At 71.0% G+C, this 23,113-nt stretch carries 18 protein-coding genes and 1 pseudogene; 10 read left to right on the top strand and 9 right to left on the bottom strand.

The window, feature by feature from the left end; genetic code table 11:
* Positions 1 to 56 precede the first annotated feature (56 nt).
* Together ACQEV8_RS28485 and ACQEV8_RS28480 are read right to left on the bottom strand one after the other, a co-directional pair.
* On the bottom strand, positions 57 to 968 hold the full coding sequence (locus ACQEV8_RS28485; protein WP_432965806.1) for an anti-sigma factor RsbA family regulatory protein: 912 nt from the start codon (positions 966 to 968) through the stop codon (positions 57 to 59).
* A 43-nt stretch (positions 969 to 1,011) separates the two neighbouring features.
* Positions 1,012 to 3,855, bottom strand: coding sequence for a LuxR C-terminal-related transcriptional regulator (locus ACQEV8_RS28480; protein ID WP_432965803.1), 2,844 nt, complete (start codon positions 3,853 to 3,855; stop codon positions 1,012 to 1,014).
* A 271-nt stretch (positions 3,856 to 4,126) separates the two neighbouring features.
* Between ACQEV8_RS28480 and ACQEV8_RS28475 the strand changes: the two genes are divergently transcribed.
* The gene (locus ACQEV8_RS28475; RefSeq protein ID WP_432965800.1) at positions 4,127 to 5,479 is read left to right on the top strand and encodes a M14 family metallopeptidase; all 1,353 of its coding nucleotides are present in this window, start codon (positions 4,127 to 4,129) and stop codon (positions 5,477 to 5,479) included.
* Here ACQEV8_RS28475 and ACQEV8_RS28470 read toward each other — a convergent pair.
* A pseudogene (locus ACQEV8_RS28470) lies at positions 5,476 to 6,047 on the bottom strand (hypothetical protein). The gene ACQEV8_RS28475 and the pseudogene ACQEV8_RS28470 overlap by 4 nt on opposite strands.
* A 220-nt stretch (positions 6,048 to 6,267) precedes the next feature.
* Here ACQEV8_RS28470 and ACQEV8_RS28465 point away from each other — a divergent pair.
* Positions 6,268 to 7,239 (top strand): ABC transporter ATP-binding protein, encoded by a 972-nt coding sequence (locus ACQEV8_RS28465; RefSeq protein ID WP_432965797.1) that lies wholly within the window; start codon positions 6,268 to 6,270, stop codon positions 7,237 to 7,239.
* Positions 7,236 to 8,087 carry an ABC transporter permease gene (locus tag ACQEV8_RS28460; RefSeq protein ID WP_432965794.1) on the top strand — a complete coding sequence of 284 codons (852 nt, stop codon included), beginning with the start codon at positions 7,236 to 7,238 and terminating at the stop codon, positions 8,085 to 8,087. The genes ACQEV8_RS28465 and ACQEV8_RS28460 overlap by 4 nt, the downstream gene beginning before the upstream one ends.
* A gap of 158 nt (positions 8,088 to 8,245) precedes the next feature.
* Here ACQEV8_RS28460 and ACQEV8_RS28455 read toward each other — a convergent pair whose 3' ends face one another.
* The 4 genes from ACQEV8_RS28455 to ACQEV8_RS28440 form a co-directional block, all read right to left on the bottom strand.
* Positions 8,246 to 9,724: a GntP family permease gene (locus tag ACQEV8_RS28455; protein ID WP_432965791.1), complete on the bottom strand. Its 1,479-nt coding sequence runs from the start codon at positions 9,722 to 9,724 to the stop codon at positions 8,246 to 8,248.
* A gap of 99 nt (positions 9,725 to 9,823) precedes the next feature.
* On the bottom strand, positions 9,824 to 10,234 hold the full coding sequence (locus ACQEV8_RS28450; RefSeq protein WP_432965788.1) for a RidA family protein: 411 nt from the start codon (positions 10,232 to 10,234) through the stop codon (positions 9,824 to 9,826).
* Complete coding sequence (locus ACQEV8_RS28445; protein WP_311127496.1) at positions 10,231 to 10,992, bottom strand: IclR family transcriptional regulator; 762 nt, start codon at positions 10,990 to 10,992, stop codon at positions 10,231 to 10,233. Before ACQEV8_RS28445 ends, ACQEV8_RS28450 begins: the two co-directional genes overlap by 4 nt.
* Positions 10,989 to 12,023: a sugar kinase gene (locus ACQEV8_RS28440; RefSeq protein WP_432965784.1), complete on the bottom strand. Its 1,035-nt coding sequence runs from the start codon at positions 12,021 to 12,023 to the stop codon at positions 10,989 to 10,991. The genes ACQEV8_RS28445 and ACQEV8_RS28440 overlap by 4 nt, the downstream gene beginning before the upstream one ends.
* 141 nt (positions 12,024 to 12,164) lie before the next feature.
* Here ACQEV8_RS28440 and ACQEV8_RS28435 point away from each other — a divergent pair, with 141 nt between their 5' ends.
* Both ACQEV8_RS28435 and ACQEV8_RS28430 read left to right on the top strand, forming a co-directional pair.
* The gene (locus ACQEV8_RS28435) at positions 12,165 to 13,442 is read left to right on the top strand and encodes an amino acid deaminase (RefSeq protein ID WP_432965781.1); all 1,278 of its coding nucleotides are present in this window, start codon (positions 12,165 to 12,167) and stop codon (positions 13,440 to 13,442) included.
* Between the two features lie 12 nt (positions 13,443 to 13,454).
* On the top strand, positions 13,455 to 15,068 hold the full coding sequence (locus tag ACQEV8_RS28430) for an N-acyl-D-amino-acid deacylase family protein (RefSeq protein ID WP_432965778.1): 1,614 nt from the start codon (positions 13,455 to 13,457) through the stop codon (positions 15,066 to 15,068).
* 22 nt (positions 15,069 to 15,090) lie between these two features.
* Here ACQEV8_RS28430 and ACQEV8_RS28425 read toward each other — a convergent pair whose 3' ends face one another.
* Positions 15,091 to 16,017, bottom strand: coding sequence for a S1 family peptidase (locus tag ACQEV8_RS28425; RefSeq protein WP_432965775.1), 927 nt, complete (start codon positions 16,015 to 16,017; stop codon positions 15,091 to 15,093).
* 419 nt (positions 16,018 to 16,436) lie between these two features.
* Between ACQEV8_RS28425 and ACQEV8_RS28420 the strand changes: the two genes are divergently transcribed.
* Together ACQEV8_RS28420 and ACQEV8_RS28415 are read left to right on the top strand one after the other, a co-directional pair.
* The gene (locus ACQEV8_RS28420; RefSeq protein WP_432965772.1) at positions 16,437 to 17,648 is read left to right on the top strand and encodes a pyridoxal phosphate-dependent aminotransferase; all 1,212 of its coding nucleotides are present in this window, start codon (positions 16,437 to 16,439) and stop codon (positions 17,646 to 17,648) included.
* Positions 17,649 to 17,758: 110 nt separating this feature from the next.
* Positions 17,759 to 18,175 (top strand): hypothetical protein, encoded by a 417-nt coding sequence (locus ACQEV8_RS28415; RefSeq protein ID WP_432965769.1) that lies wholly within the window; start codon positions 17,759 to 17,761, stop codon positions 18,173 to 18,175.
* A gap of 517 nt (positions 18,176 to 18,692) precedes the next feature.
* On the opposite strand, the gene ACQEV8_RS28410 is transcribed toward ACQEV8_RS28415, so the two are convergent.
* Complete coding sequence (locus ACQEV8_RS28410) at positions 18,693 to 20,522, bottom strand: phosphoenolpyruvate carboxykinase (GTP) (protein ID WP_432965766.1); 1,830 nt, start codon at positions 20,520 to 20,522, stop codon at positions 18,693 to 18,695.
* A 329-nt stretch (positions 20,523 to 20,851) separates the two neighbouring features.
* On the opposite strand from ACQEV8_RS28410, the gene trhA reads away from it, so the two are divergent.
* The 3 genes from trhA (at position 20,852) to ACQEV8_RS28395 (ending at position 23,075) form a co-directional block, all read left to right on the top strand.
* Positions 20,852 to 21,565: a PAQR family membrane homeostasis protein TrhA gene (gene trhA, locus ACQEV8_RS28405; RefSeq protein WP_432965763.1), complete on the top strand. Its 714-nt coding sequence runs from the start codon at positions 20,852 to 20,854 to the stop codon at positions 21,563 to 21,565.
* 111 nt (positions 21,566 to 21,676) lie between these two features.
* Positions 21,677 to 22,303: a TetR/AcrR family transcriptional regulator gene (locus ACQEV8_RS28400; protein WP_432965760.1), complete on the top strand. Its 627-nt coding sequence runs from the start codon at positions 21,677 to 21,679 to the stop codon at positions 22,301 to 22,303.
* A gap of 34 nt (positions 22,304 to 22,337) precedes the next feature.
* A complete protein-coding gene (locus ACQEV8_RS28395) occupies positions 22,338 to 23,075 on the top strand; it encodes a Mut7-C RNAse domain-containing protein (protein WP_432965757.1) in 738 nt (245 codons plus the stop codon).
* The last annotated feature ends 38 nt before the right edge of the window (positions 23,076 to 23,113 follow it).

Here is a 23,113-nt window from a genome sequence, read left to right as displayed (position 1 = left end):
CGGGGACGGTCCGGCGCAGGGGGAGGACTACCCGATCCCCTACCTGCTTGTGCAGGTCACCCGTACTGGAGGCGGACCGTGGCTCCCTCGGTGTCGTCGCGGATGTCGACGTACGCGCACACCTGGCGCGCGTACCACAGGCCCGGTCCGGGGTCCTGGCCGGTGGGCGGTGGCGGGACGAAGCCGGCGAGTGGGTCGTCGATCCGGCGGGCCGAGCGCAGTTCGCAGACGCAGGCGGGCGCCTCGCCCCACAGCAGGGCGGTGCCGTCGAGGGGGGCCAGGGCCGCCGCCGTCTCGGCGACGGCCGTGGCGAACAGTTCGGCGTCGGCGGCGGGCAGGCCGCGGGTCTGCGCCCAGGACCGTACGGCCGCGGCGTGCGGCTGTGCGAGGCGCTCGGCGCCGACCGGGGGCAGCGGCAGCGGCACGGCGTCGAGTTCGGCCGCGAGCCGTGCCGGGTCCTCGTAGACCTCCGTGTCGGGGTGGGTGCGGCGGGCCGCGGCGACGACGGCGGGCCCGGCGGTGCGGGTGTCGTAGGCGCACAGGGCGGTGGTGGCCATCGGGGCGAAGAGGGGGTTGGCGAGGGCCTCGTAGCGGATCCACTCGGTGGTCTCGCGGGCCGAACGGCCGGCGCGGCCGCTCCACACGGGCTCCATGAGGAGGTGGATCCGGCCGCCCGGGGCGGCGTGGGCGGCGAGGTAGGCGGCGGCCCGGGCCACGGCGTTGGCGGCGGAGCCGGTGTACCAGTCGGTGTGCGGGATGCAGGTGATGTCCTTGGCGTCGCCGCCGAGGGCGTCCCGGAGCAGGTCCAGGTTGCGGGGGTCGGCGATGGCCACGGGCGGTGGTTCGCCGGGGGCGGCGAGGCCTTCGCCGAGGAAGGGCAGGGCGGCGGCCAGGAAGTCCTCGTCGGACTCGAAGACGGCCATGCGGTGGTCGAACGGGGCGGGTAGGGAGGGCTGTCGGACGGTCATCTGTTCCCCTCGGGAGGTGGGTGGGTGTTCCGGTGCGGGAGGGTCAGCGCTGTGCCGTCACCCAGGCGGCGATCTGGCTGCGGTTGCTGAAGCCGAGCTTGCTGAGGATGCGTTCCACATGGCCTTCGGCGGTGCGGCGGGCGATCACCAGGCGGTCGGCGATCTGCTGGTTGGCGAGCCCCTCGGCGACCAGCCGGGCGACCTCTGACTCGCGGCGGGTCAGGCGGACCGTGGTGTCGTCGTGCGGGGCCGGGGAGTCCCCGGGACGCGCGCGGACCGGCTCCTGGAGGGCCTGGCCGACGATTTCCGCGAGGCCGAGTCCGCCACCGCGCCGGTGAGCCCGTTCGAAGGCGTCCCGTCCGAGGGCCCGGCAGGCTCGCTCCTCGCTGTCCCGGCGTACGGAGTTGAGGGTGCGCGCGCCCCAGCGGCCGGTGTCGATGTCGGCCCAGACGCGGTCGGCGCCGCCCATCAGCAGGGCCGCGTGCCGGTGGGCACCGCGTTCGGCGGCGATCGACGCGAGCAGGTCGAGGGTCAGGGCGATGCCGATGATGTCGTGGACGGCGTGTTTGAGCCGCAGGGCCTCGCGGGCGTGCCGTTCGGCCCGGGGCCAGTCGTGGCGCACGGTGTGCGCGAGGGCGAGGATGCGCAGTACGTACGACCGAACCCACTGCTCGCCGTGCCGTTCGCACAGCCGCAGGGCCTGCTCGCAGACCTCGACGGCACGGTCGGCCTCGCCGAGGAAACCCAGCGCGCAGGCGAGTTCGACCTGGTCGAGGCCTACGAGGCTCAGGTGCTGGCCGGGTACGCGGCCGCGGGCGACGGTGGCTTCGAAGTGCGTCAGCGCGCCGGGCAGGTCGTCGCCGAACAGCCGGATGACGCCGATGACGTACTCGGCGTGGGCGGCCTCCGCGGTGTCGCCCAGGGCACGGGCGAGGGCGAGGGCGTCGGTGGCCTGGCGGCGGCCCCGGGGGAAGTCCTGGGTGGTGGCGGCCAGCAGCCCGGCGACCCAGAGGCCGCGGGCCCGTTCCCGGGTGGGTTCGGGGCTTGCGGCCAGGGCCCGTTCGAGCCAGTACAGGCCCTCGCGGGGGGCGCCGCAGGCGTGCCAGTAGAACCAGAGGGTGCCGGCGAGCCTGAGTCCGGCACGCTCCTCGCCCGGGGTGGACAGGCTGAAGTCGAGGGCGGCACGCAGATTGTCCCGGTCGGCACGCAGCCGCGCGACGGTCTCCGGCTGCCCCGGCCCGAACCAGCCGCGCTCGCACTCCTCGGCCTGCCACAGCATCCGGTCCCGCTGCCGCCTCCGCGCGGCCCCCTCCTCCCCCACCGTCCGCAACCGCTCGAGCCCGAACTGCCGCAGCGTGTCCAGCATCCGGTACCGCACCCCGCCGGGCCCCGGCTCCCGGCACAACACGGACTTGTCCACGAGCCCGGCGACGGCGTCGAGGACTTCATCGACACGGAGTCCGACCGGTCCTGGCCCGGCTTGCCAGCTGCCTACGGCGTCTCCGGCGTTCCCGGCCGGGGGCAGAGCGACGGCGCCGGGGTCGGACACGGGCGGGGACAGCGTCACATCCCCCAGGCCGGACACAGGCGGCAGCAGGGGCGCGCAGCCGGATCCGGCCACGGCCAGGGACGGGGTCACACCGCCCGGACACGGAACGGGCCGAGGCAGCGGCACGCCGCCCGGCCATGGCACGGGCGAGGGCGGCATCCCACCAGCGCCGAGCGGAGCGGCCGGGGGATGGCGGCGTGGCACGGGACTCGGCGTGGTCCCCTCGGCCGGGCCGGGTGCGAGTGGTGGGGAGTCGACGGGATCGGCGGCGAGCGGGGGCAGTGTCGTGGTTCGCGTGAGCGCCTGCGCGGGGTGAGGGCGCTCCAGGGTCGCGCCTGCCCGCACCGCCCCGCCACCGAAGCCCGTCGCGGCCTCCGGCAGGACGAACTGCGCCGAAACCAGACCCGTTCCCCACCCCGCGTCCCCCTCCCCTGTGTCGTCCGCGCACACCGCTTCCGCCGTCTCCAGGTCGAAGCCGCCCGCCAGAACCGACAGTCGGGCCCATACCGTCTGCTCGGGGCCGGTGCACAGGTCATGGCTCCAGGCGACGGCTGCCCGCAGGGTCTGGTGGCGGGGCAGGGCCGCGGGGCTGCCGGTGGTGAGGTAGCGGTAGCGGTCGTCGAGGCGGTCGAGGAGCTGGTCGACGTCGAGGACGCGCATCCGGACGGCGGCGAGTTCGATGGCCAGGGGAAGGCCGTCCAGGCGGCGGCAGAGGCGGGCCACGGACGCGAGGTTGCCGGGGGTGAGGCGGAAGCCGGGGACGACGGCGGCGGCACGGTCGGCGAAGAGGGTGAGGGCCGGATAGCCCTCGGCGGCGGACAGGTCTCCGTCGGGGTCGGGCACCGGCAGCGGCCGTACCTCCAGCAGATGCTCCTCGGTGAGGCCGAGCCGGTGCCGGCTGGTGGCGAGGATCCGGACGCCCTCGGTGCCGTGCAGCAGGGCCGCGGCCAGCCGGGCGCACGCGCCCGCCAGATGCTCGCAGTTGTCGACGACGAGGAGCAGCCGCCGGTCCCGTACCTGCTCGACGAGGGCGTCCAGCGGCGGCTGCGCGGAGTGGTCGTGCAGCCCCAGCGCGTCGGCGGCGGCGAGCGGGACGAGCGCCGGGTCGTGCAGCCCGGAGAGGTGCACGAAGCGCACGCCGTCAGGGAAGGCGCGCCGCACACGGGCCGCGATGCGCGCGGCGAGCCGGGTCTTGCCGACGCCGCCCGGTCCGGTGAGCGTCACCAGCCGTGCGCGGGACAGCAGTTCGCGGCCTTCGGTCAGTTCGCCACGCCGGTCGACGAAGCTGGTCGTCTCGGCCGGCAGCTGGTTGTCCCGTCGTGGCGCTGATCCGCCCATGATCAGCCAGTCCTCTGGGGGTGTGGTCCGAGGATCCGGACAGTCCGGCTCCCCTTGCGCGGATCCTCACTCTCCTCCGCCCCATTCACATACGCACGCGCGAGTCACACCCGTGGGTGTACTTCGCCCGGGACACCTCGACCGCCGCGCCGCACGCGTACACTGCGCGACCGCTTTCAGTCTTGACCTGCTCATGCCATTGGCAGAACGATGTGCGCCACCCGCACTACGTACGTCGCAGGAACAACCCCACCTCCCGCAAGGAGATTTCATGCGACTTCGCATACGAGGCTCCGGGGCCGGCACCGGCAGACGCACCGCCGCCCTCGCCGCCCTTCTCGCACTCGCCCTCGCGGCGCCCCTGTCCGCGACGGCGCCGGACGCCACCGCCGACAGTGCGCCCAAGGCGGCCCCTTCGGCAGACGACGTCAGGCAGTACGAGGTCCATCTGCACGCGACGGCCAAGGACCGCACGGCACTTCAGCGCACGGGCGTGACCGTGGACGAGTCCCACGGCCACGGGGTCGTCGTCTCCGGGCGCGCGGACCAGATCAGGAAGCTGCGGACACTGGGCTACGAGGTCACCGCCCTCGGCGCGGTGCCCGACCGGTCCGCGGGCGAGGACGACGTCCGGATCTACGACTTCCCGTCCGCCGACTCGCGCTACCACAACTACGCGGAGATGACGACCGAGATCAACTCGATCGTCTCGGCCAACCCGTCGATCGCGAGCCGGCGCGTGATCGGCAAGTCGTACCAGGGCCGGGACATCGTCGCCCTCAAGATCAGCGACAACGTGGGCAGCGACGAGGCCGAGCCGGAGGTGCTGTTCACGCACCACCAGCACGCCCGCGAGCACCTGACCGTCGAGATGGCGCTCTACCTGCTGCGCGAGCTGACCTCCGACTACGGTTCCGACTCCCGCGTCACCAGCATGGTGAACAACCGTGAGATCTGGATCGTCCCGGACCTCAACCCGGACGGCGGCGAGTACGACATCGCCACCGGGTCGTACCGCTCGTGGCGCAAGAACCGCCAGCCCAACTCGGGTTCGTCGTACGTCGGCACGGACCTGAACCGCAACTGGAACTACCGCTGGGGCTGCTGCGGCGGCTCCTCCGGCTCGGCGTCCTCCGACACCTACCGGGGCACGGCGGCGGAGTCGGCGCCCGAGGTGAAGGTCGTCGCCGACTTCGTGCGCAGCCGGGTCGTCGGCGGGAAGCAGCAGATCAAGGCCGGTGTCGACTTCCACACGTACAGCGAACTGGTGCTCTGGCCGTTCGGCTACACGTACTCGGACACGACAACCGGGATGACCGCGGACGACAACGCGGCGTTCAAGGCAATCGGGCAGAAGATGGCCGCGAGCAACGGGTACACGGCGGAGCAGTCCAGCGATCTGTACATCACGGACGGGTCGATCGACGACTACCTCTGGGGCACCCACAAGATCTTCGGGTACACGTTCGAGATGTATCCGAGGTCCGGTGGAGGCGGGTTCTACCCGCCCGACGAGGTCATCGAGCGGGAGACTTCGCGTAACCGCGACGCGGTGCTGCAGCTGCTGGAGAACGCGGACTGCATGTACCGGTCGATCGGCAAGGAAGGCCAGTACTGCGCCTAGTCGGCGTCCTCCTCTGCGTCCTCGTCGAAGTAGGCGTCCAGAACCGCGTCCAACTGGGCGTCCCACTCCGTGAAACGGCTCCTGGCCGGTGCTTCGATCTCGATCGGGTACCAGCGCCGGTCAGGGGTGTGGACGGTGACGGTGTAGCGCTTGCCGAAGCGGGCGGTCTCCGTCTCGACCGCGCCGATCTCGTCCCAGCGGAACTCGCACTCCTGGTCGTCCAGGGAGAGTCGTACGCCTCTGTGGTCGGCGACCAGTTTCGCGCGGCGGTCGGACGCCTCGAAGACGGGACCGCCTTCCGGTGCGGCGTCCTCCTCCGCGGCGTCCTCCACCGGCTCCGCGGCGTCCTCCACCGGCTCCGGGGCGGCCTCTTCGGCCCCCTCGGCTTCCTCGGTCTCCTCTGTGTCGTCGGCGGCTTCGGCGTCTTCGGCTTCCGCGACCTCGGCTTCCTTCTCCGGCTTCTCGTCCCCTGTCCGTGCGGACGCGGGGACGTGAGCCCGGGGATGAAGGCCGGGTCGAATCCGGCGCCTTCCAGGGGCTGGCTGCTCGAACCTATGCGCTGCTCCACAGCGCAGCAGTATGGTCGACAAACCTGTGCCGCACACAACCGGCCCCGGCATCGTTATCAGACGCCTACAAGCACCGAGCGGCGCCTGTGCGAACAAGCCGAGCACCGCCACCGCCCTCACGAACCCAACCGACCGTTCGGTAACATGTTCGACCGGCAGGGTCCGGGCGGCCGGCCCTGATCCCGAAGGACGGACCACGGAACGGACGGGGGAACACCGATGACGAGCACTCACGCCTTATCCGAGGCCGGGAGCAGCCCACCACCGGAGAACGACACGGTCATCGACGTTCGGGACCTGCGGATGCGCTACCGCAGCCAGGAAGTACTGAAGGGTGTCGAGTTCACGGCCCGGCGCGGCGAAGTCGTCCTGTTGCTCGGCCCCAACGGCGCGGGCAAGACGACCACGATCGAGGTCCTGGAAGGCTTCCGGATGCGCTCGGCCGGTGACGTGACCGTTCTCGGCACCGATCCGGCCGGCGGGGACGAGCGGTGGCGGGCCCGCCTGGGCATCGTGTTGCAGTCCTGGCGTGATCACGGCAAGTGGCGGGTGCGGGAGCTGCTGGCCCATCTCGGCTCGTACTACGCGCCGTACTCCACCGCCCTCGTGCGGCGGCCGTGGGACGCCGACGAGCTCCTCGCCGCCGTCGGCCTGACCGAGCAGGCGGACAAGCGGGTCGGAACCCTGTCCGGCGGGCAGCGCAGGCGTTTCGACGTGGCCGTCGGCATCGTGGGCAGACCCGAGGTGCTGTTTCTGGACGAGCCGACGGCCGGTCTGGATCCGGAGGCGAAGAACGAGTTCCACGGCCTGGTGCGCGGGCTGGCGGACGAGAACACGACTGTTCTGCTGACCACGCACGACCTCGCCGAGGCGGAGCGGCTCGCCGACCGGATCCTCATTCTGGCCGGTGGCCGGATCGTGGCCGACGGCTCGGCCGAGGAGCTGTCGCGGCAGGTGTCGGCCGAGGCCACGGTGCACTGGACGCGGGACGGTCGGCCCTTCGAGGAGACGACGGCCGATCCCACCCGGTTCGTCCGCCGGCTGTTCGAGGAGCACGGCGAGGCGATCGGCGGGCTGGAGGTGCGCCGGGCGAGCCTGGAGGACACCTACCTGACGATGGTGCGGGAGCTCGAGGCGGGGAGCGTCCCCGATGAACAGGCGGTACACGCTTTCGGAGAGGGTTCGCGATGAGTCCGGTGTGGAACGCGGCGGCGCTGGGGGTACGGCGCGGCTGGACGGAACTCCGGCAGACGTTCACCACCGGCCAGGACGTGTTCGGGTACGTGATCTGGACGGTGCTGCTCATCGTGCCCCTGTACCTGGCCAGGGACGAGCCGCTGAAGGGCGCCGGCATCTCCACCGGCGCGTTCATGCTGCCGAGCCTGCTGGGGATGACGCTCGCGTTCACCGGGATGATGACCACGGCCCAACTGCTCGCGAGCGAGCGCGAGGACGGCACCCTGCTGCGGGCCAAGGCCGTGCCCCACGGCATGGTCGGCCACCTGGTCGGCAAGATCGTCATGGTGTCGGGGACGGCTCTCGCCTCCATGGCGTTCCCCTTCGCCGTGGGGGTGTTCCTGGTGGACGGGGTGGCCCAACAGGGTGGCGGGGCGCTGCTGACGCTGGTGTGGGTGGTGCCGCTGGGTCTCCTGGCCACCCTGCCGATGGGCGCCGTCATCGGCTCACTCGTCGACAGTCCGCGCGCCGTCGCTTTGCTGATGCTTCCGGTGATGGGGCTCATCGTGATCTCCGGGATCTACTTCCCGCTGTCGAAGCTGCCCGAGTGGCTGCAGACCGTCGGGCAGATCTTCCCCATGTACTGGCTCGGCATCGGTCTCCGCTCGGCGCTGCTGCCGGCCGATGCGGCCGCCGTCGAGATCGGCGCATCCTGGCGGCACCTGGAGACGGCGGGTGTGCTGGCCGCCTGGGCGGTCGCCGGGCTGCTTCTCGCACCGTCCGTCCTGCGCAGGATGGCCCGCCGCGAGTCCGGGGCCGCGATGGCGGAACGGCACCGGAAGGCGATGCAGCGCGTCGGCTAGTGATGTGCCGGGGGCGGCCCGGCTCCTGTCAGTCCGGGCCGGGCAGGCCGCGGCGAGCAGGGCGCGGCGAGCAGGGAGTCCGCCTCGTCGGATGCCCTGCTCGCCGCGGATGCGGACGCGTTCCTCGCGCCGGGTGGCGAAACCCCGCGGTCACAGCACTAGACGAACAGGCTCAACACGGCTGCCACCACAAAACCCGCCACCGACAGCACACTCTCCAGCACCGTCCACGACTTCAGCGTGTCCCGCTCGCTGATGCCGAAGTACTTGGCGACCATCCAGAAGCCGCCGTCGTTGACGTGCGAGGCGAAGATGGAGCCGGCCGAGATGGCCATGATGACCAGGGCGACGAAGGCCTGGGAGTGGTCGCCCTCGGAGAGGAGCGGGGCGACGATGCCCGCCGTCGTGACGATCGCCACCGTCGCCGAGCCCTGGGCGACGCGCAGGACCACGGAGATCAGGTAGGACAGGACGAGCACCGGCAGGCCCACGTCGTTGAACGTGTCGGAGAGGGCCTGGGCGACGCCGCTGGCCTTGAGGACGGCACCGAAGATGCCGCCCGCGCCGACGACCAGCAGGATGTTGCCGACCGGCTTGAGGGACGCCGTGGACACCGTCTCCAGGGACTTGCGGGACCAGCCGCGCCGGATGCCGAGCAGGTAGTACGCGAGGAACAGGGCGAGTGTGAGCGCCACGAAGGGGCTGCCGAAGAACTCGATCACCGAGCGCAGCGTGGAGGGGTCCAGGGCGATCGAGGAGAAGGTCGCGGCCAGGATCAGGACCAGCGGGGTGCCGATGATGCCGAGGACCGTGCCGAGGGAGACCGGCTGCTCGCGCGGCTCCGTGCCGGTCGCCCGCTGCTCGTCGAGAACCGCCTGCTTGGCCTCCTCAGCCGCCTCGACCATGTCCTGCGGCACGGCGACGAAGATGCGGCGGCCGATCCACGCCGAGTACGCCCACGCGGCCAGCACGGCGGGCAGTCCGCAGACGATGCCCATGAGGATGACCCAGCCGAGGTCGACGTGGAGGAGACCGGCCGCGGCCACCGGGCCGGGGTGCGGCGGCAGGAAGGCGTGGGTGACGGAGAGGCCCGCGAGCAGGGGCAGACAGTAGAGCAGGATCGACTTGCCCGAGCGCTTGGCGGCGGCGTAGACGATCGGTGCCAGGACGAAGATGCCGACGTCGAAGAAGACCGGGATACCGAAGATCAGGCCGGTCAGGCCCATGGCGAGCGGGGCGCGCTTCTCGCCGAAGAGGTTGAGGAGCCGGCTCGCCAGTACCTCGGCGCCGCCGCTGACTTCGAGGATCGCGCCGAGCATGGTGCCCAGGCCGATGATGATGGCGACATGGCCGAGGATGCCGCCCATGCCGGACTCGATCGTGGAGACGGCGTCCGACTTCTGAACCGTGCCGAAGAGTTCGGTGACCGACAGTCCGGCCGCCAGGCCGACGGCTATGGAGACCGCGAGCAGGGCGACGAACGGCTGGAGTCTCATCTTGATGATGAGGAACAGCAGGAGCCCGATACCGAGGGCGGCGGTGAGGAGCAGTCCGGCCGTGCCGTCCACGAGGAGGAGCAGGCCTCCGGTGTGGGGTGGGGTCTCGGCAGGGGCGGACGCGGCGAGCGGAAGGGACATTTGGGGGTCCTCTACTTAAATGCATACTGTTTCGGGGTAGGGGGGAGCGCGGCGCGGCGCACCTGTGGCGCCGCGCCTGAAAGGGCGAGGTGTTGGAGGTCAGCCGAGGACGGCCAGCGCGTCGATCTCGACGAGGAGACCCGCGGGCAGACCGACGTAGACCGTGGTGCGCGCGGCGGGCGGCTGGGTCAGGCCCTGCTCCTCGAAGTACGCGTTGTAGATCGCGTTCATCTCGGCGAAGTGGTCGACGTCGGTGAGGTAGACGCGGATCATCATCACGTCGTCCCAGCCGGAGCCGCCCTCCTCGAGGATCGCCTTGACGTTGGCCAGGGTCTGGAGGGTCTGCTCGCGCAGGGTCGGCCCGGCGGGCGTGGGCGCCTTGCCCTCCTCGGCGGGCAGGAAGCCGACCTGGCCGGCGACCTGGAGGATGTTGCCCTTCCTCACACCGTGCGAGAACTTCGCCGGCGGCGTGGTGTGGGTCTTCGGGGTGAGTGCGATCTTGTCCGTCATACGGTGCCCTTCACTGGTGTTCTGCCGGAGTACTCCCCGCTGATGGCGTCCGCCGTACGGCGCACCAGCGGCAGGAGGGTGAGGAGTTCGTCGGCGGTGACCACGACGTTCGGCGCGGAGACCGACATCGCGGCGACGACCCGGCCGTCGGCGCCGCGGATGGGCGCCGCGACGCAGTTGATGGACTCCTCGTGGCCGCCGAGGTCGGTGGCCCAGCCCTGTTCGCGCACCTTGTCCAGCTCGCGCAGGAACGCGCCGGCGTTGGGTGTCGAACGGGACGTGTACGTGGGGTAGTCGAGCTTCTCCGCCACGGCCCGGCGCTCGTGCTCGGGCAGGTCGGCCAGCAGCAGCTTCGCGACCGCGGCGACGGTGATGGCGACGGGCTTGCCGATCCGGGAGTACATCCGCACGGGGTAGCGGCTCTCGACCTTGTCGATGTAGAGGACCTCGTTCTCCTCGTACACGGCGAGGTGCACGGTGTGCCCGCAGCTCTCGTTGAGGCGGACCAGGTGGGGATGGGCGATCTCGCGGACGTCGAGGTTCTCCATCGCCTCCTGGGCGAGCGCGAAGAGGCGGGCGCCGAGGCGGTAGCGCTGGTCGGACTGGCGGTAGACGAGGCCGTGCTCGTGGAGGGTGCGCAGCAGACGCAGGGCCGTGGACTTGTGCACGCCGAGGCGGTCGGCGACCTGCCCCAGGTCGGCGGGGCCCTCGGCGAGCAGCGGCAGGATACTCAGCGCGCGGTCGACGGTCTGGCTCATGGCGTACGTACCTCCTCGGCGGCCCGCTGTGCCTCCGCGGTCCAGCCCGGGCCGAGTCGCAGTCTCCCCCATGCCGCGTCGTCCAGGGCGGCGAGCAGGTCGGCGTGCTCCCGGGAAGGGGGTGTGGCGTGGTCGCCGGGGACGGTGAGCGCGGCGGCGGCCATGAGGTGCCCGTGCCGCAGCCGGTCCCGGACGGGCAGGCCGCGCAGGGTGGCGGAGAGGAACCCGGCGGCGAAGGCGTCGCCCGCGCCGACCTCGGCGACGACGTCGACCCGCGGGGCGGGGACGAAGGTGACGTCCCGCTTCTCGAAGACGGTGGCTCCCGCGGCGCCCTGCTTGACGACCAGCACGTCGGGTTCGGGGAGGGCGGCGCGGACGGCCTCGGGGCTGTGCAGCCCCCACGCCTCGTCCTGCCCGACGAAGACGAGGTCGGCGCCCCGGGCGAGGTCCCGCAGCACCTTCGGGGCGTCGGTGTCTCCCCAGAGTCCGGGCCGGTGGTTGACGTCGAAGGAGACCAGGGGACGGCCGGGTCGGCGGGCGGTCAGCTCGCGCATCAGCTCCAGGCAGCTCGCGGACAGCGCGGGCGTGATCCCGGACAGGTGCAGCACCCGCCCGGCGCGTACCGCCGCCGGATCGGGGTCCGTCACGCTCATCGCGGACGCCGCGGAACCGGCCCGGTAGTACGCCACCTCGTGCGCGTCGCCGGCCCGGTCCCCGGCGGTGCGGAAGTAGATGCCGGTGGGGCGGCCGGGATCGCGCCGGACGTGGGCCACGTCGACCCCGTACCCGCCGATGGCCTCGACCAGGTGATCACCGAAGGGGTCGTCCCCCACCCGGCTCACCCACCGCACGGAGTGCCCGGCGGCGGCCAGCACGCATGCCACGTTCGACTCCGCTCCGCCGATGCCCCGGTCGAAGGAGGGCACGTCGGCGAGTCGTCCCGGCCGGGAGGGCAGGAAGGTGACCATGGACTCGCCGAGCGCGACGACGTCCACGACGTCGGGGGCGTTGCAGGGTCCGGTGGGGGTCACGATGCTCGTAGCTCCTCGTCGAGGCGTCGGGTCGGTCGGTGGCCGATTCATTGACCGGGGGTGGCCGAGATGTTAGACAGCGTTCAGCGACATACGCAATGCAGATTGCAGAGAATGCAACACAGCTGATCAGGAGGCTCCATGACAGCCGACACCGCCGCCGAGTCCCTCGCCCGGCTCGCCGCCGAGCGCGTCGACCACCGCTTCAAGGGCCTCCCGCCGGACGCCGACGGGCTGACCGTGGGCGAGCTGGCCGCCCAGCGCCGCAGCCTCTTCACCGGCGGCTTCGGCACACCCGTGCTCGCGCTGTCCGCCGAGCGCCTGGAGCACAACCTGAAGCTCATGGAGACGTACGCGGTCCGGCACGGCCTGGCCTTCGCGCCGCACGGCAAGACCTCCATGGCGCCACAGCTGTTCCAGCGGCAGATCGAGCACGGGGCGTGGGGCATCACGCTGGCGGTCCCCCACCAGGCGCGGGTGGCGCGCGCGTTCGGGATCCGGCGGATCTTCCTCGCGAACGAGCTGGTCGACCCGGTGGCCCTGCGCTGGGTCTCCGCCGAGCTGGACGCCGACCCGGACTTCCGCTTCGTCTGCTACGTCGACTCCGTGCGCGGAGTCGAGCTGATGGACGCGGCCCTCGGCGGTGCCGGGCGGCCGGTGGACGTCGTCGTCGAACTCGCCGCCGGGGAGGGCGCCCGGACCGGGGTGCGTACGGAGGCGGAGTGCGCGGCGGTCGCGGACGCGGTGGCGCGCACCCGGACCCTGCGGCTCGTCGGTGTCGCGGGCTACGAGGGCGAGGTGCCGAAGGCCGACCAGGAGCGGGTGACGGCGTGGCTGCGGCGGCTGGTCGCGCTCGCCGCCGGCTTCGACGAGGCCGGGCGCTTCGAGGGCGTGGAGGAGATCGTCGTCAGCGCGGGAGGCAGCGCCTGGTTCGACGCGGTCGCCGAGGTCTTCGCGGAGATCCCCGGACTCTCCCGTCCCGTATGCAAGTTGCTGCGCTCGGGCGCCTACGTCTCGCACGACGACGGCCACTACCGCAAGCTGACCCCGTTCAACCGGGTCCCCGAGGAGGGCGCCCTGGAGCCGGCGTTCCGCCTGTGGACGCAGGTGGTGTCGCGGCCCACCGCCGAGCAGGCCTTCGTCAACGCGGGCAAGCGGGACGCGGCCTACGACCTCGATCTGCCCTTCGCCCAGGTGATCCGCCGCGACGGCACCGAGCGCCCGGCCACCGGGGTGTCGGTGACCGGCCTGTCCGACCAGCACGCCTGGCTGAGCACCACGCCGGAGGCGGATCTGGAGGTCGGGGACTGGGTCGGGCTCGGCCTGTCCCATCCGTGCACGGCGTTCGACAAGTGGCAGCTGATCCCGGTCGTTTCGGCGGACGGCACGGTCGTCGACTACGTCCGTACGTTCTTCTAGGAGGCCCGCGCGATGGAAGAGCTCGTCATCCGGGACGCGGAGGTCGTGGACGGCTCCGGCGGACCCTCGTACCGGGCCGATGTCGTGGTCGACGGCGGCCGGATCGTGTCGATCGTGAAGGAGGCCGCGGCGGCCGGCTGCCAGCGGCCGAGGGCGCGCCGGGAGCTGGACGCGGAGGGGCTGGTCCTCTCCCCCGGCTTCGTCGACATGCACGCCCACAGCGACCTGGCCCTGCTGCGCGACCCCGACCACAGCGCCAAGGCCGCACAGGGCGTCACCCTGGAGGTCATCGGCCAGGACGGACTGTCGTACGCGCCGGTCGACGACCGCACGCTCGGCGAGGTGCGCCGGGCGATCGCCGGGTGGAACGGCTCCGGTGACGACATCGACTTCGACTGGCGGTCGGTGGGCGAGTACCTGGACCGGCTGGACCGCGGGATCGCGGTCAACGCGGCCTACCTCATCCCCCAGGGCACGGTCCGCGCCCTCGCCGTCGGCTGGGAGGACCGCGAGGCCACCCCCGAAGAGCTCGACCGGATGCGGCGGTTGGTCGCAAAGGGCATGGAGCAGGGCGCGGTCGGCATGTCGTCCGGGCTGACGTACACGCCCGGCATGTACGCGCAGGACGCCGAACTGACCGAACTGTGCCGGGTGGTGGCGTCGTACGGCGGCTACTACTGCCCGCACCACCGCTCCTACGGCGCGGGCGCCCTGGAGGCGTACCGGGAGATGGTCGCCCTGACCCGGGAGGCGGGCTGCTCCCTGCATCTCGCCCACGCCACCATGAACTTCGGCGTGAACAAGGGCCGGGCGCCTGAACTGCTGTCCCTCCTGGACGAGGCACTGGCGGCCGGGTCCGACATCAGCCTCGACACCTATCCCTACACCCCGGGCTGTACGACGCTGGCGGCCATGCTGCCCAGCTGGGCGAACGAGGGCGGCCCCGAGCAGGCCCTCAAGCGGCTGGCGGACGAGGGGACCGCCGAGCGGATCCGCCACGACCTGGAGGTCACGGGCTCGGACGGCTGTCACGGCGTGCCCATCGAGTGGGACACGATCGAGATCTCGGGCGTGGGCGATCCGGCCCTGACGGAGTTCGTCGGCCGGACGCTGCGGGAGTCGGCGGACGTGCGGGGCGAGGACCCCTGGGCGACCGCGCGCGGGCTGCTGCTGGCCGACCGGCTGGCCCCGACGATCCTGCAGCACGTGGGCCACGAGGAGAACGTCCGGGCGATCATGCGCCACCGGGTGCACACCGGTGGCTCGGACGGCATCCTCCAAGGCGCCAAGCCGCACCCGCGCGCCTACGGCACCTTCCCGCACTACCTCGGGCACTACGTGCGGGAGTTGGGCGTTCTGTCGCTGGAGGAGTGCGTCGCGCACCTCACCTCGCGCCCGGCGGCCCGGCTGAGGCTGCCGGACCGGGGCCTGGTCCGCGAGGGGTACGTCGCGGACCTGGTCCTCTTCGATCCGGCGACGGTGGCGGCGGGGTCCACGTTCTCCGAACCCCGCACGCTCCCTACGGGCATCCCGTACGTCCTGGTCGACGGCCGCTTCGTGATCGAGGACGGCCGGCGCACGGACGTGCTGGCGGGCCGGGCGGTGCGCGGAACCGCCCGCGCGTGACCACCCGGCCCGGCACCCTGCCTTACGGCTTGGGCAGGGTGCAGCCGCTCGCGCTCAGGTCGAGCTTGTTGTCGACGCCGAAGCAGGCCGGGATCTGGTAGGTCTGCTGGGCGTAGTTGATGCCCTTGCGGACGGTCACGTTGCCGTTCGCGTCGACCTCACAGGGGTTGTTCACCGTGCAGCGCTCGCCGTCCTCGTTGCCGGTGTTGTTGATCGCGACGACCTTGCCGGTGGCCTGGTCGACGACGGGCGAGCCGGACGTGCCGCCGATGGTGTTGCAGGCGGAGGTGTAACGGACCGAGTCCTTGAAGGTCCAGTCGCCTTCCTTCAGGGTGTGCGCGAACCCGTCGATGTCGCAGCTGTAGATCCGCTTCCAGTAGCCCGAGGGGATGCTGATGGCGGTGCCCGCGACCGGGTGCGCGTCGTTCAGCGTCAGCGCGTTGATGCCGTACGAGCTCTTGATCTGCCCGTACGTGGTGGTGAGCTGGTAGAACGCGACGTCCGTGTCGGTCATCGTGCCGTACGCGAGCTTGGCGGCGCGCAGGGTGGCCACGCGCGAGCCGGAGGAGTTGAGCAGGCCGAAGGTACGGCTGGAGGCCTGGTCGACGCGGACCTCGCCGGGCCCGGGCATGCCGCCGTCCAGACAGTGGCCGTTGGTCATCACCAGCGCCGGGTCGTTGTCCTCGGAGTCCGGCATGCGGACGACGGATCCGGAGCAGTTGCTGAGCGCGACGGTGCCGGCGAAGTTCACGGCCTTGGCCGACGGGCCACGGAGCCCGGACAGGGCGTCCGTTGCGGACGTGACCACGTCGGAGACGGCGGACGTGACCTTGCCCGCTTCCGCGGCCTTGCCGAAGCCCTGGGGGCCAGCTTCGGCAGCGGTCGCGGGAGCCGCGCCGGCCCCGGCTATCGCCAGGGCGAAGAACGCGGCGGCGAGAGGTTTTCTCATGGGGGGTCCCCTCTTGCGACGGAGGCGGCCGGAAAACTTCCGGCCGCCCGCAGTGTTGTCATGCGCATTGTGATCGTCGCAAGGCGGGCGGCACAAGAACCTGTTTCACAACGGGCCCCTCGGCTTCCGCGCCGACCCTACGCAACCGCCGTGACCTGCCGGGAACTTGGGGGGCCGGGTTGGGTGACTTGGCGGCCGCTTCCGGCGTTCGTCAATCTTTGCCCGGGTACCGGCGCCTCTCTCCGGAGGTGCGGGGAACTGAGCACCCGTCGCCCCTTTGGCCTACTCCGCCGCACCACACACGGCCGGGGCCCCTGAGGCCAATGAGGCTGCGTATGGCGATATCGCGCCAAACCGGCGCGTCTCACGTGGCGGAAAACACGACCCGCGGGGCATTACCGGGCCGTAAGCTCCCTGACATGCAGGTGATCCAGTCGACCAAGCTCGCCAACGTCTGTTACGAGATCCGGGGCCCGGTGCTCGAGGAGGCGATGCGGCTGGAAGCAGCTGGTCATCGCATCCTCAAGCTCAACACCGGCAACCCGGCCGCGTTCGGCTTCGAGTGTCCGCCCGAGATCCTGGAGGACGTCCTCCGGAACGTGTCCACGGCCCACGGGTACGGGGACGCCAAGGGACTGCTGGCCGCACGCCGCGCCGTCGTCATGCACAACCAGACCCTCGGCATCGAGACGGACGTCGAGCACGTCTTCATCGGCAACGGCGTCTCCGAGCTGATCGTGATGGCGATGCAGGGGCTGCTCGACGACGGCGACGAGGTGCTCGTACCGGCGCCCGACTACCCGCTGTGGACCGCCGCCGTCTCCCTGTCCGGCGGCACCGCCGTGCACTACCGGTGCGATGAACAGGCCGACTGGATGCCGGACCTGGCCGACATCGAGCGCAAGGTCACCGACCGCACCAAGGCGATCGTGATCATCAACCCCAACAACCCGACCGGGGCCGTCTACGACGAGGCGATGATCAAGGGGCTCACCGACATCGCCCGCCGCCACAACCTGCTGGTCTGCTCCGACGAGATCTACGACAAGATCCTCTACGACGAGGCCACGCACACCCCTACCGCCGCTGTCGCCCCTGATCTGCTCACCCTCACCTTCAACGGCATGTCGAAGGCGTACCGGGTCGCCGGCTACCGGGTCGGCTGGATGTCGATCTCCGGGCCGCGCGCACACGCCGATTCCTACATCGAGGGCCTGACGATCCTCGCGAACATGCGGCTGTGCGCGAACATGCCGGGCCAGCACGGCGTGGTCGCGGCGCTCAGCGGACGCCAGACGATCAACGACCTGGTCCTTCCGGGCGGCCGGCTGCGCGAGCAGCGGGACGTGGCATACGAGCTGCTGACCCAGATCCCGGGCGTGACCTGCGTGAAGCCGAAGGGCGCGCTGTATCTCTTCCCACGCCTCGACCCCAAGGTCTTCAAGATCAAGGACGACCGGCGCATGGTCCTGGACCTGCTCCGGCGCGAGAAGATCATGGTCGTCCAGGGCACCGGCTTCAACTGGCCGGAGCCGGACCACTTCCGGGTGGTGACCCTGCCGTCGGTCGGTGACCTGCGGGACGCGATGAGCCGGATCGGGCACTTCCTGGACGGCTACAGCCAGCCCTGACCGGAGCCCCGCTCACACTGTGTGTGCAACCGGTCCGGTTTTGTGAACAACTCAACTTTAGACGAAATCTAAGCTAGGATGGCTTCCTGAAGCACTCAGGAGGCCGTCCCATGTACGAACCGATCCGCGCCAAGTCGGTCCACAGCACGATGGCCGGCACCACCGCCGACTTCCCCCACCGATCGCGTGAGGAAGAGCTGGACATCCAGCTCGCGGGCCATCTCGCCGCGCTGCTCGCCGTCACGGACGAACTGCGCGCGGCAGCACCGTCTGCTGACCTGGACGCCTTGGCGGAGCGGCTCACGGAGCAGGTGGCCCGGCTTCGGGGTGGACGCACGCCGATCCGCGCGGCCAGGGGCCGGCGAGAGCGGAGCGCCGTGGCGCTCCACCGGCGGGCGCATGCCCTGGCGGGGCGTGCGCTGGTCGTGGCCGCGTCGCGTGCCGATACGGCTGCCGCCATCCTTGCCGCCGAGTGCATGGACGCCCATACGGCGGCGCTGGATCCGCGCACACTCGCGTCCCACTGAGCCCTTTACGGGCTCCCATCAACGGCCCCGGTCCGCGCGCACCCGCAGCGACGCGCGGGCCGGGAGCCATAGCTTGTGGGCGAGTGCGGGCTCAGTGTGGCTTGTCGCGCAGTTCCCCGCGCCCCTGAAAAGGTCGGTCAGCGTCTGACGTAGACCTCCGCTGACGCTGTTGAGGCCTCGTGCAGATCATCGCCCGGCCACGTGACCGTGCAGGTCACGTCGCGGTAGGTGCGGGGGATGTCGTCAGCGAGCCGTCTGGAACGGTGTGCGGTATTCAACCGTGCCCCCCACAGGCTGTTCTGAGAGCCCCACCGGGACCGGCGGGCCGCCTGCAGAGCATGTAACAGGCGTGAAGATTCCGTGAGCAAGGGGGCGCGACGGGAACGACGGAGGCAGGGGCTCGCACGCCGTTGTGCGAACCCCTGCCTCCGATGGTGCTGTCACCGCGGCCGGCCGTGACGATGTTGCTGGTCAGGGCTCTCTCGGTAGACCGGCCGCGGAGTCTTGGGTGCGGGTCTCAGCCCAGGCGCTTCACCAGCGCGTGGTACTCGTCCCACAGTTCCTTCGGCGTGTGGTCGCCGAAGGTGTTGAGGTGCTCGGGGACCAGGGCGGCCTCCTCGCGCCAGACCTCCTTGTCGACAGTGAGCAGGAAGTCCAGGTCGGCGTCGGACAGCTCGAGGCCGTCCGTGTCGAGGGCGCCCTTCGCCGGCAGGACACCGATCGGCGACTCGACACCCTCGGCCGTGCCGTCCAGACGCCCCACGATCCACTTCAGGACACGGGCGTTCTCGCCGAAGCCGGGCCACACGAACTTGCCCTGGTCGTCCTTGCGGAACCAGTTGACGTAGTAGATCTTCGGCAGCTTGGACTGGTCCTTGTCCTTGGCCACGTCGACCCAGTGGGCCATGTAGTCGCCCATGTTGTAGCCGCAGAACGGCAGCATCGCGAACGGGTCGCGGCGCAGCTCGCCGACCTTGCCCTCGGCGGCGGCGGTCTTCTCGGAGGCCACGTTGGCGCCGAGGAAGACGCCGTGGTTCCAGTCGAAGGACTCCGTCACCAGCGGTACGGCGGTGGCGCGGCGGCCGCCGAAGAGGATCGCCGAGATCGGCACGCCCTTGGGGTCCTCCCACTCCGGCGCGATGATCGGGCACTGCGAGGCCGGGACGGTGAAGCGGGCGTTGGGGTGCGCGGCCGGGACGCCGGACTCGGGGGTCCAGTCGTTGCCCTTCCAGTCCGTCAGGTGGGCCGGAGTCTCCTCCGTCATGCCCTCCCACCAGATGTCGCCGTCGTCGGTGAGGGCGACGTTGGTGAAGACGGAGTTGCCCCAGAGCGTCTTCATCGCGTTGGCGTTGGTGTGCTCGCCGGTGCCGGGGGCGACACCGAAGAAGCCGGCCTCGGGGTTGATGGCGTAGAGCCGGCCGTCCTCGCCGAAGCGCATCCAGGCGATGTCGTCGCCGATGGTCTCGACCGTCCAGCCGGGGACGGTCGGCTCCAGCATGGCGAGGTTGGTCTTGCCGCAGGCGCTCGGGAAGGCCGCGGCGACGTACTTGGCCTCGCCGCGCGGCGGGGTGAGCTTGAGGACCAGCATGTGCTCGGCCAGCCAGCCCTCGTCACGCGCCATGACGGAGGCGATGCGCAGGGCGTAGCACTTCTTGCCGAGCAGGGCGTTGCCGCCGTAGCCGGAGCCGAAGGACCAGATCTCGCGGTCCTCGGGGAAGTGCGAGATGTACTTGGTCTGGTTGCAGGGCCAGGGGACATCCTCCTGGCCGGGCTCCAGCGGGGCACCCAGGGTGTGCACGGCCTTGACGAAGAAGCCGTCGGAGCCGAGCTCGTCCAGGACCGCCTGGCCCATGCGCGTCATCGTGCGCATGGCGACAGCGACGTACGCCGAGTCGGTGATCTCGACGCCGAGCGCGGAGAGCGGCGAGCCGAGCGGGCCCATGCAGAAGGGCACGACGTACATCGTCCGGCCGCGCATCGAGCCGCGGAACAGGCCGCCCTGGCCGCCGGCGCCCTGGAAGATCTCCCGCATCTCGGCGGGGGCCTTCCAGTGGTTGGTCGGGCCGGCGTCCTGCTCCTTCTCGGAGCAGATGAACGTCCGGTCCTCCACGCGGGCGACGTCGGTGGGGTCGGAGGCCGCGTAGTAGGAGTGGGGGCGCTTGATCGGGTCGAGTTTCCGGAAGGTGCCCTTCTGGACGAGCTCCCCGCACAGGCGCTCGTACTCGGCCTCGGATCCGTCACACCAGACCACATTGTCCGGCTGGGTCAGCTCGGCGATCTCGTTCACCCACGAGATCAGCCCCTGGTGAGTGGTGGGGACGGTGGGAGCCGCGATGTCGCGCGCCACGATTGCTCCTAAATGAGGGTTTATTTGTTGATGTGGAGGCCCCGTGGGGGCTGCGACCCGGATGCTTCACGGTGAGACCTGGCGCTCATCCGGTGCCGACCGCACTCATTTGATCATCCGACGTCCGCGCCCATCTGTCCAGAGGAGCGCACAGGTGAGCAACGTGAGGATCGCCACGGTTTCTGGTGTCCGCTTTGCGTTCACGTTGGGTGCACGTGACCGTCCGTTTGCGTAATCAGTGTCGAGCGTCGGTGAGAGGATGGCCACTCTTCATCGGCCAATCGACCCGGCTGATGGGCCACTTACGGTTCCGTAGCTACCATTCGGCCATGACTGCGTTCGTCCCCGACGCGCCCTCGGATACGCCGGCCGACGGCCGTGGCCCGGTGGCGCTCTCCCTGCCGCACCCGGTGAAGCCCAAGCTGCGCGGCTGGCTGCACCTCGGCATGTTTCCCGCCGTTCTCGTCGCGGGCCTGGTGCTCACCGCCCTCGCCGACTCGTCCAGAGGACGCATCGCCTGCGGTATCTACGTACTGACGGCGTGCCTGCTCTTCGGCGTGAGCGCGTTGTACCACCGGGGCAACTGGAGTCCGCGCATGGACGGCGTTCTGCGCCGTCTGGATCACGCCAACATCTTCCTGATCATCGCGGGCACGTACACACCGCTGACCATGCTGCTCCTGCCCGGGGCCAAGGGGCAGTGGCTGCTGTGGGGCGTCTGGGGAGCGGCGGCGGCCGGCATCGTCTTCCGCGTCTTCTGGGTCGGCGCCCCGCGCTGGCTGTACACCCCGTGCTACATCGCGATGGGCTGGGCGGCCGTCTTCTACCTGCCGGACTTCATGCGGACCGGCGGCATCGCCGTCCTCGTCCTGGTCATCGTCGGCGGCCTGCTCTACAGCGCGGGCGGCGTGGTCTACGGCATCAAGAAGCCCAACCCGTCACCGCGCTGGTTCGGCTTCCACGAGGTGTTCCACTCCTTCACCCTGGCGGCCTTCATCACGCACTACGTGGGGATCTCACTGGTGGCGTACCAGCACGGGTAGACCGCTCCTCGACCTCCACGGCCACGGCTCTTCAGCCGTGGCCGTTTTCGTCGTGCACGGAGCGGGCCGACAAGTTGACAGCGGCTGGCTTTTGATAGTTACTTCCATGCCATGACGGCCCCACGCACCACCCCTTCGGACCGGCCCCCGCTGGGACTCCGGGAGCGGAAGAAGATCAAGACCCGCCGGGCGATCCGCGGCGCGACCTACGCGCTGATCGAGGAGCAGGGCTACGACGCCACGACGATCGAGCAGATCGCCGACCGTGCCGAGGTGTCGCCGTCGACCGTCTTCCGCTACTTCCCGACCAAGGAGGACATCGTCGTCACCGACGAGTGGGACCCGTTGATGACGGCGGAGCTGCGGGCCCGGCCGGAGGACGAGTCGTGGGCCGACGTCCTCAGGCACGTGATGCGCAAGGCGCTCGACCTGAGCCTCGCCGAGGAGCCCGAGGTGACCCGGCTGCGGGCCCGGCTCGGGGTCGAGGTGCCCGCGGTCCGGGCCCGCATGATCGAGAGCACGGCGGCCACCGGCCTGCAGCTCCGCGAGGCCCTCGCCGAGCGCTCCGGTCTCGCCCCGGACAGCCTGGAGCTACGGGTCTTCGCCATGTCCGTGATGGGCGGGCTGATGGAGGTCTCCCACTACTGGGCCGAGACCGGCCACCGGGAGAACATCCGGGACCTCGTCGACCGCGCCCTCGACGTCCTGGAACACGGCCTGCCGACCGGGAAACCCTGAGGCTGCGGCCTCGCCGCCGTGTCATCCTGACCGGGTGAACGGTCCCGAGATCCACGTCGAGTTCGCCCCCGAGCTGCATGTGTTCGTCCCCCGGGCCGGGCGTACGGGCACCGTACCGGCCGCCACCGACGGCGTCGCCGGCCTCGGCCATGTCATCGAGTCGCTGGGCGTGCCGCTGACCGAGGTGGGCGCCCTGGTCGTCGACGGCCGCGAGGTGCCCGTCTCGCACGTCCCCGCCGCCGGCGAGTCCGTGACCGTACGGACCGTCGCACGCCCCCAGGAGGTCCCGGGCGCTCCCCTGCGTTTCCTCCTCGACGTGCACCTCGGCACGCTGGCCCGCCGGCTGCGGCTGCTCGGCGTGGACACGGCCTATGAATCGACCGACATCGGCGACCCGGCGCTGGCCGCGCTGTCGGCCGCCGAGCAGCGGGTGATGCTGAGCCGCGACCGGGGGTTGCTGCGGCGCCGGGAGTTGTGGGCGGGGGCGTTCGTGTACAGCACGCGGCCCGAGGAGCAGCTCCGGGACGTCCTGGACCGGTTCCGGCCCGTATTGCTTCCCTGGACGCGGTGCACCGCCTGTAACGGGGTGCTCCGCAAGGCGACCAAGGACGAGGTCGCCGATCAGCTGAAGCACGGGACGCATGCGACGTACGACGTGTTCGCACAGTGCACGACGTGCGGGCGGGCGTACTGGAAGGGCGCGCATCACGAGCAGCTGGAGCTGATCGTGGAGGAGGCGATGCGTTTTGGTTCGAGCGCCGTTGACGGTTGAGCGTCGTGGGAAACCGCGCGGCCGTCGTGGCTGGTCGC

The sequence above is a fragment of the Streptomyces sp. CA-179760 genome (genome assembly GCF_050937045.1).
In the GTDB taxonomy this organism is placed as follows: Bacteria; Actinomycetota; Actinomycetes; order Streptomycetales; family Streptomycetaceae; genus Streptomyces.
The sequence above is the reverse complement of the archived record's forward strand: the minus strand, read 5'-3'. Positions and strand labels throughout refer to the sequence as shown.

What these genes read in the sequence shown, in the direction of transcription:
- ACQEV8_RS28425 (WP_432965775.1), bottom strand. Translation starts at nt 16,017, where the DNA reads ATGAGAAAACCTCTCGCCGCCGCGTTCTTCGCCCTGGCGATAGCCGGG.
- ACQEV8_RS28445 (WP_311127496.1), bottom strand. Translation starts at nt 10,992, where the DNA reads ATGAGCCAGACCGTCGACCGCGCGCTGAGTATCCTGCCGCTGCTCGCC.
- ACQEV8_RS28450 (WP_432965788.1), bottom strand. Translation starts at nt 10,234, where the DNA reads ATGACGGACAAGATCGCACTCACCCCGAAGACCCACACCACGCCGCCG.
- ACQEV8_RS28400 (WP_432965760.1), top strand. Translation starts at nt 21,677, where the DNA reads ATGACGGCCCCACGCACCACCCCTTCGGACCGGCCCCCGCTGGGACTC.
- ACQEV8_RS28475 (WP_432965800.1), top strand. Translation starts at nt 4,127, where the DNA reads ATGCGACTTCGCATACGAGGCTCCGGGGCCGGCACCGGCAGACGCACC.
- ACQEV8_RS28435 (WP_432965781.1), top strand. Translation starts at nt 12,165, where the DNA reads ATGACAGCCGACACCGCCGCCGAGTCCCTCGCCCGGCTCGCCGCCGAG.
- ACQEV8_RS28465 (WP_432965797.1), top strand. Translation starts at nt 6,268, where the DNA reads ATGACGAGCACTCACGCCTTATCCGAGGCCGGGAGCAGCCCACCACCG.
- trhA (WP_432965763.1), top strand. Translation starts at nt 20,852, where the DNA reads ATGACTGCGTTCGTCCCCGACGCGCCCTCGGATACGCCGGCCGACGGC.
- ACQEV8_RS28485 (WP_432965806.1), bottom strand. Translation starts at nt 968, where the DNA reads ATGACCGTCCGACAGCCCTCCCTACCCGCCCCGTTCGACCACCGCATG.
- ACQEV8_RS28460 (WP_432965794.1), top strand. Translation starts at nt 7,236, where the DNA reads ATGAGTCCGGTGTGGAACGCGGCGGCGCTGGGGGTACGGCGCGGCTGG.
- ACQEV8_RS28420 (WP_432965772.1), top strand. Translation starts at nt 16,437, where the DNA reads ATGCAGGTGATCCAGTCGACCAAGCTCGCCAACGTCTGTTACGAGATC.
- ACQEV8_RS28455 (WP_432965791.1), bottom strand. Translation starts at nt 9,724, where the DNA reads ATGTCCCTTCCGCTCGCCGCGTCCGCCCCTGCCGAGACCCCACCCCAC.
- ACQEV8_RS28430 (WP_432965778.1), top strand. Translation starts at nt 13,455, where the DNA reads ATGGAAGAGCTCGTCATCCGGGACGCGGAGGTCGTGGACGGCTCCGGC.
- ACQEV8_RS28480 (WP_432965803.1), bottom strand. Translation starts at nt 3,855, where the DNA reads ATGGGCGGATCAGCGCCACGACGGGACAACCAGCTGCCGGCCGAGACG.
- ACQEV8_RS28415 (WP_432965769.1), top strand. Translation starts at nt 17,759, where the DNA reads ATGTACGAACCGATCCGCGCCAAGTCGGTCCACAGCACGATGGCCGGC.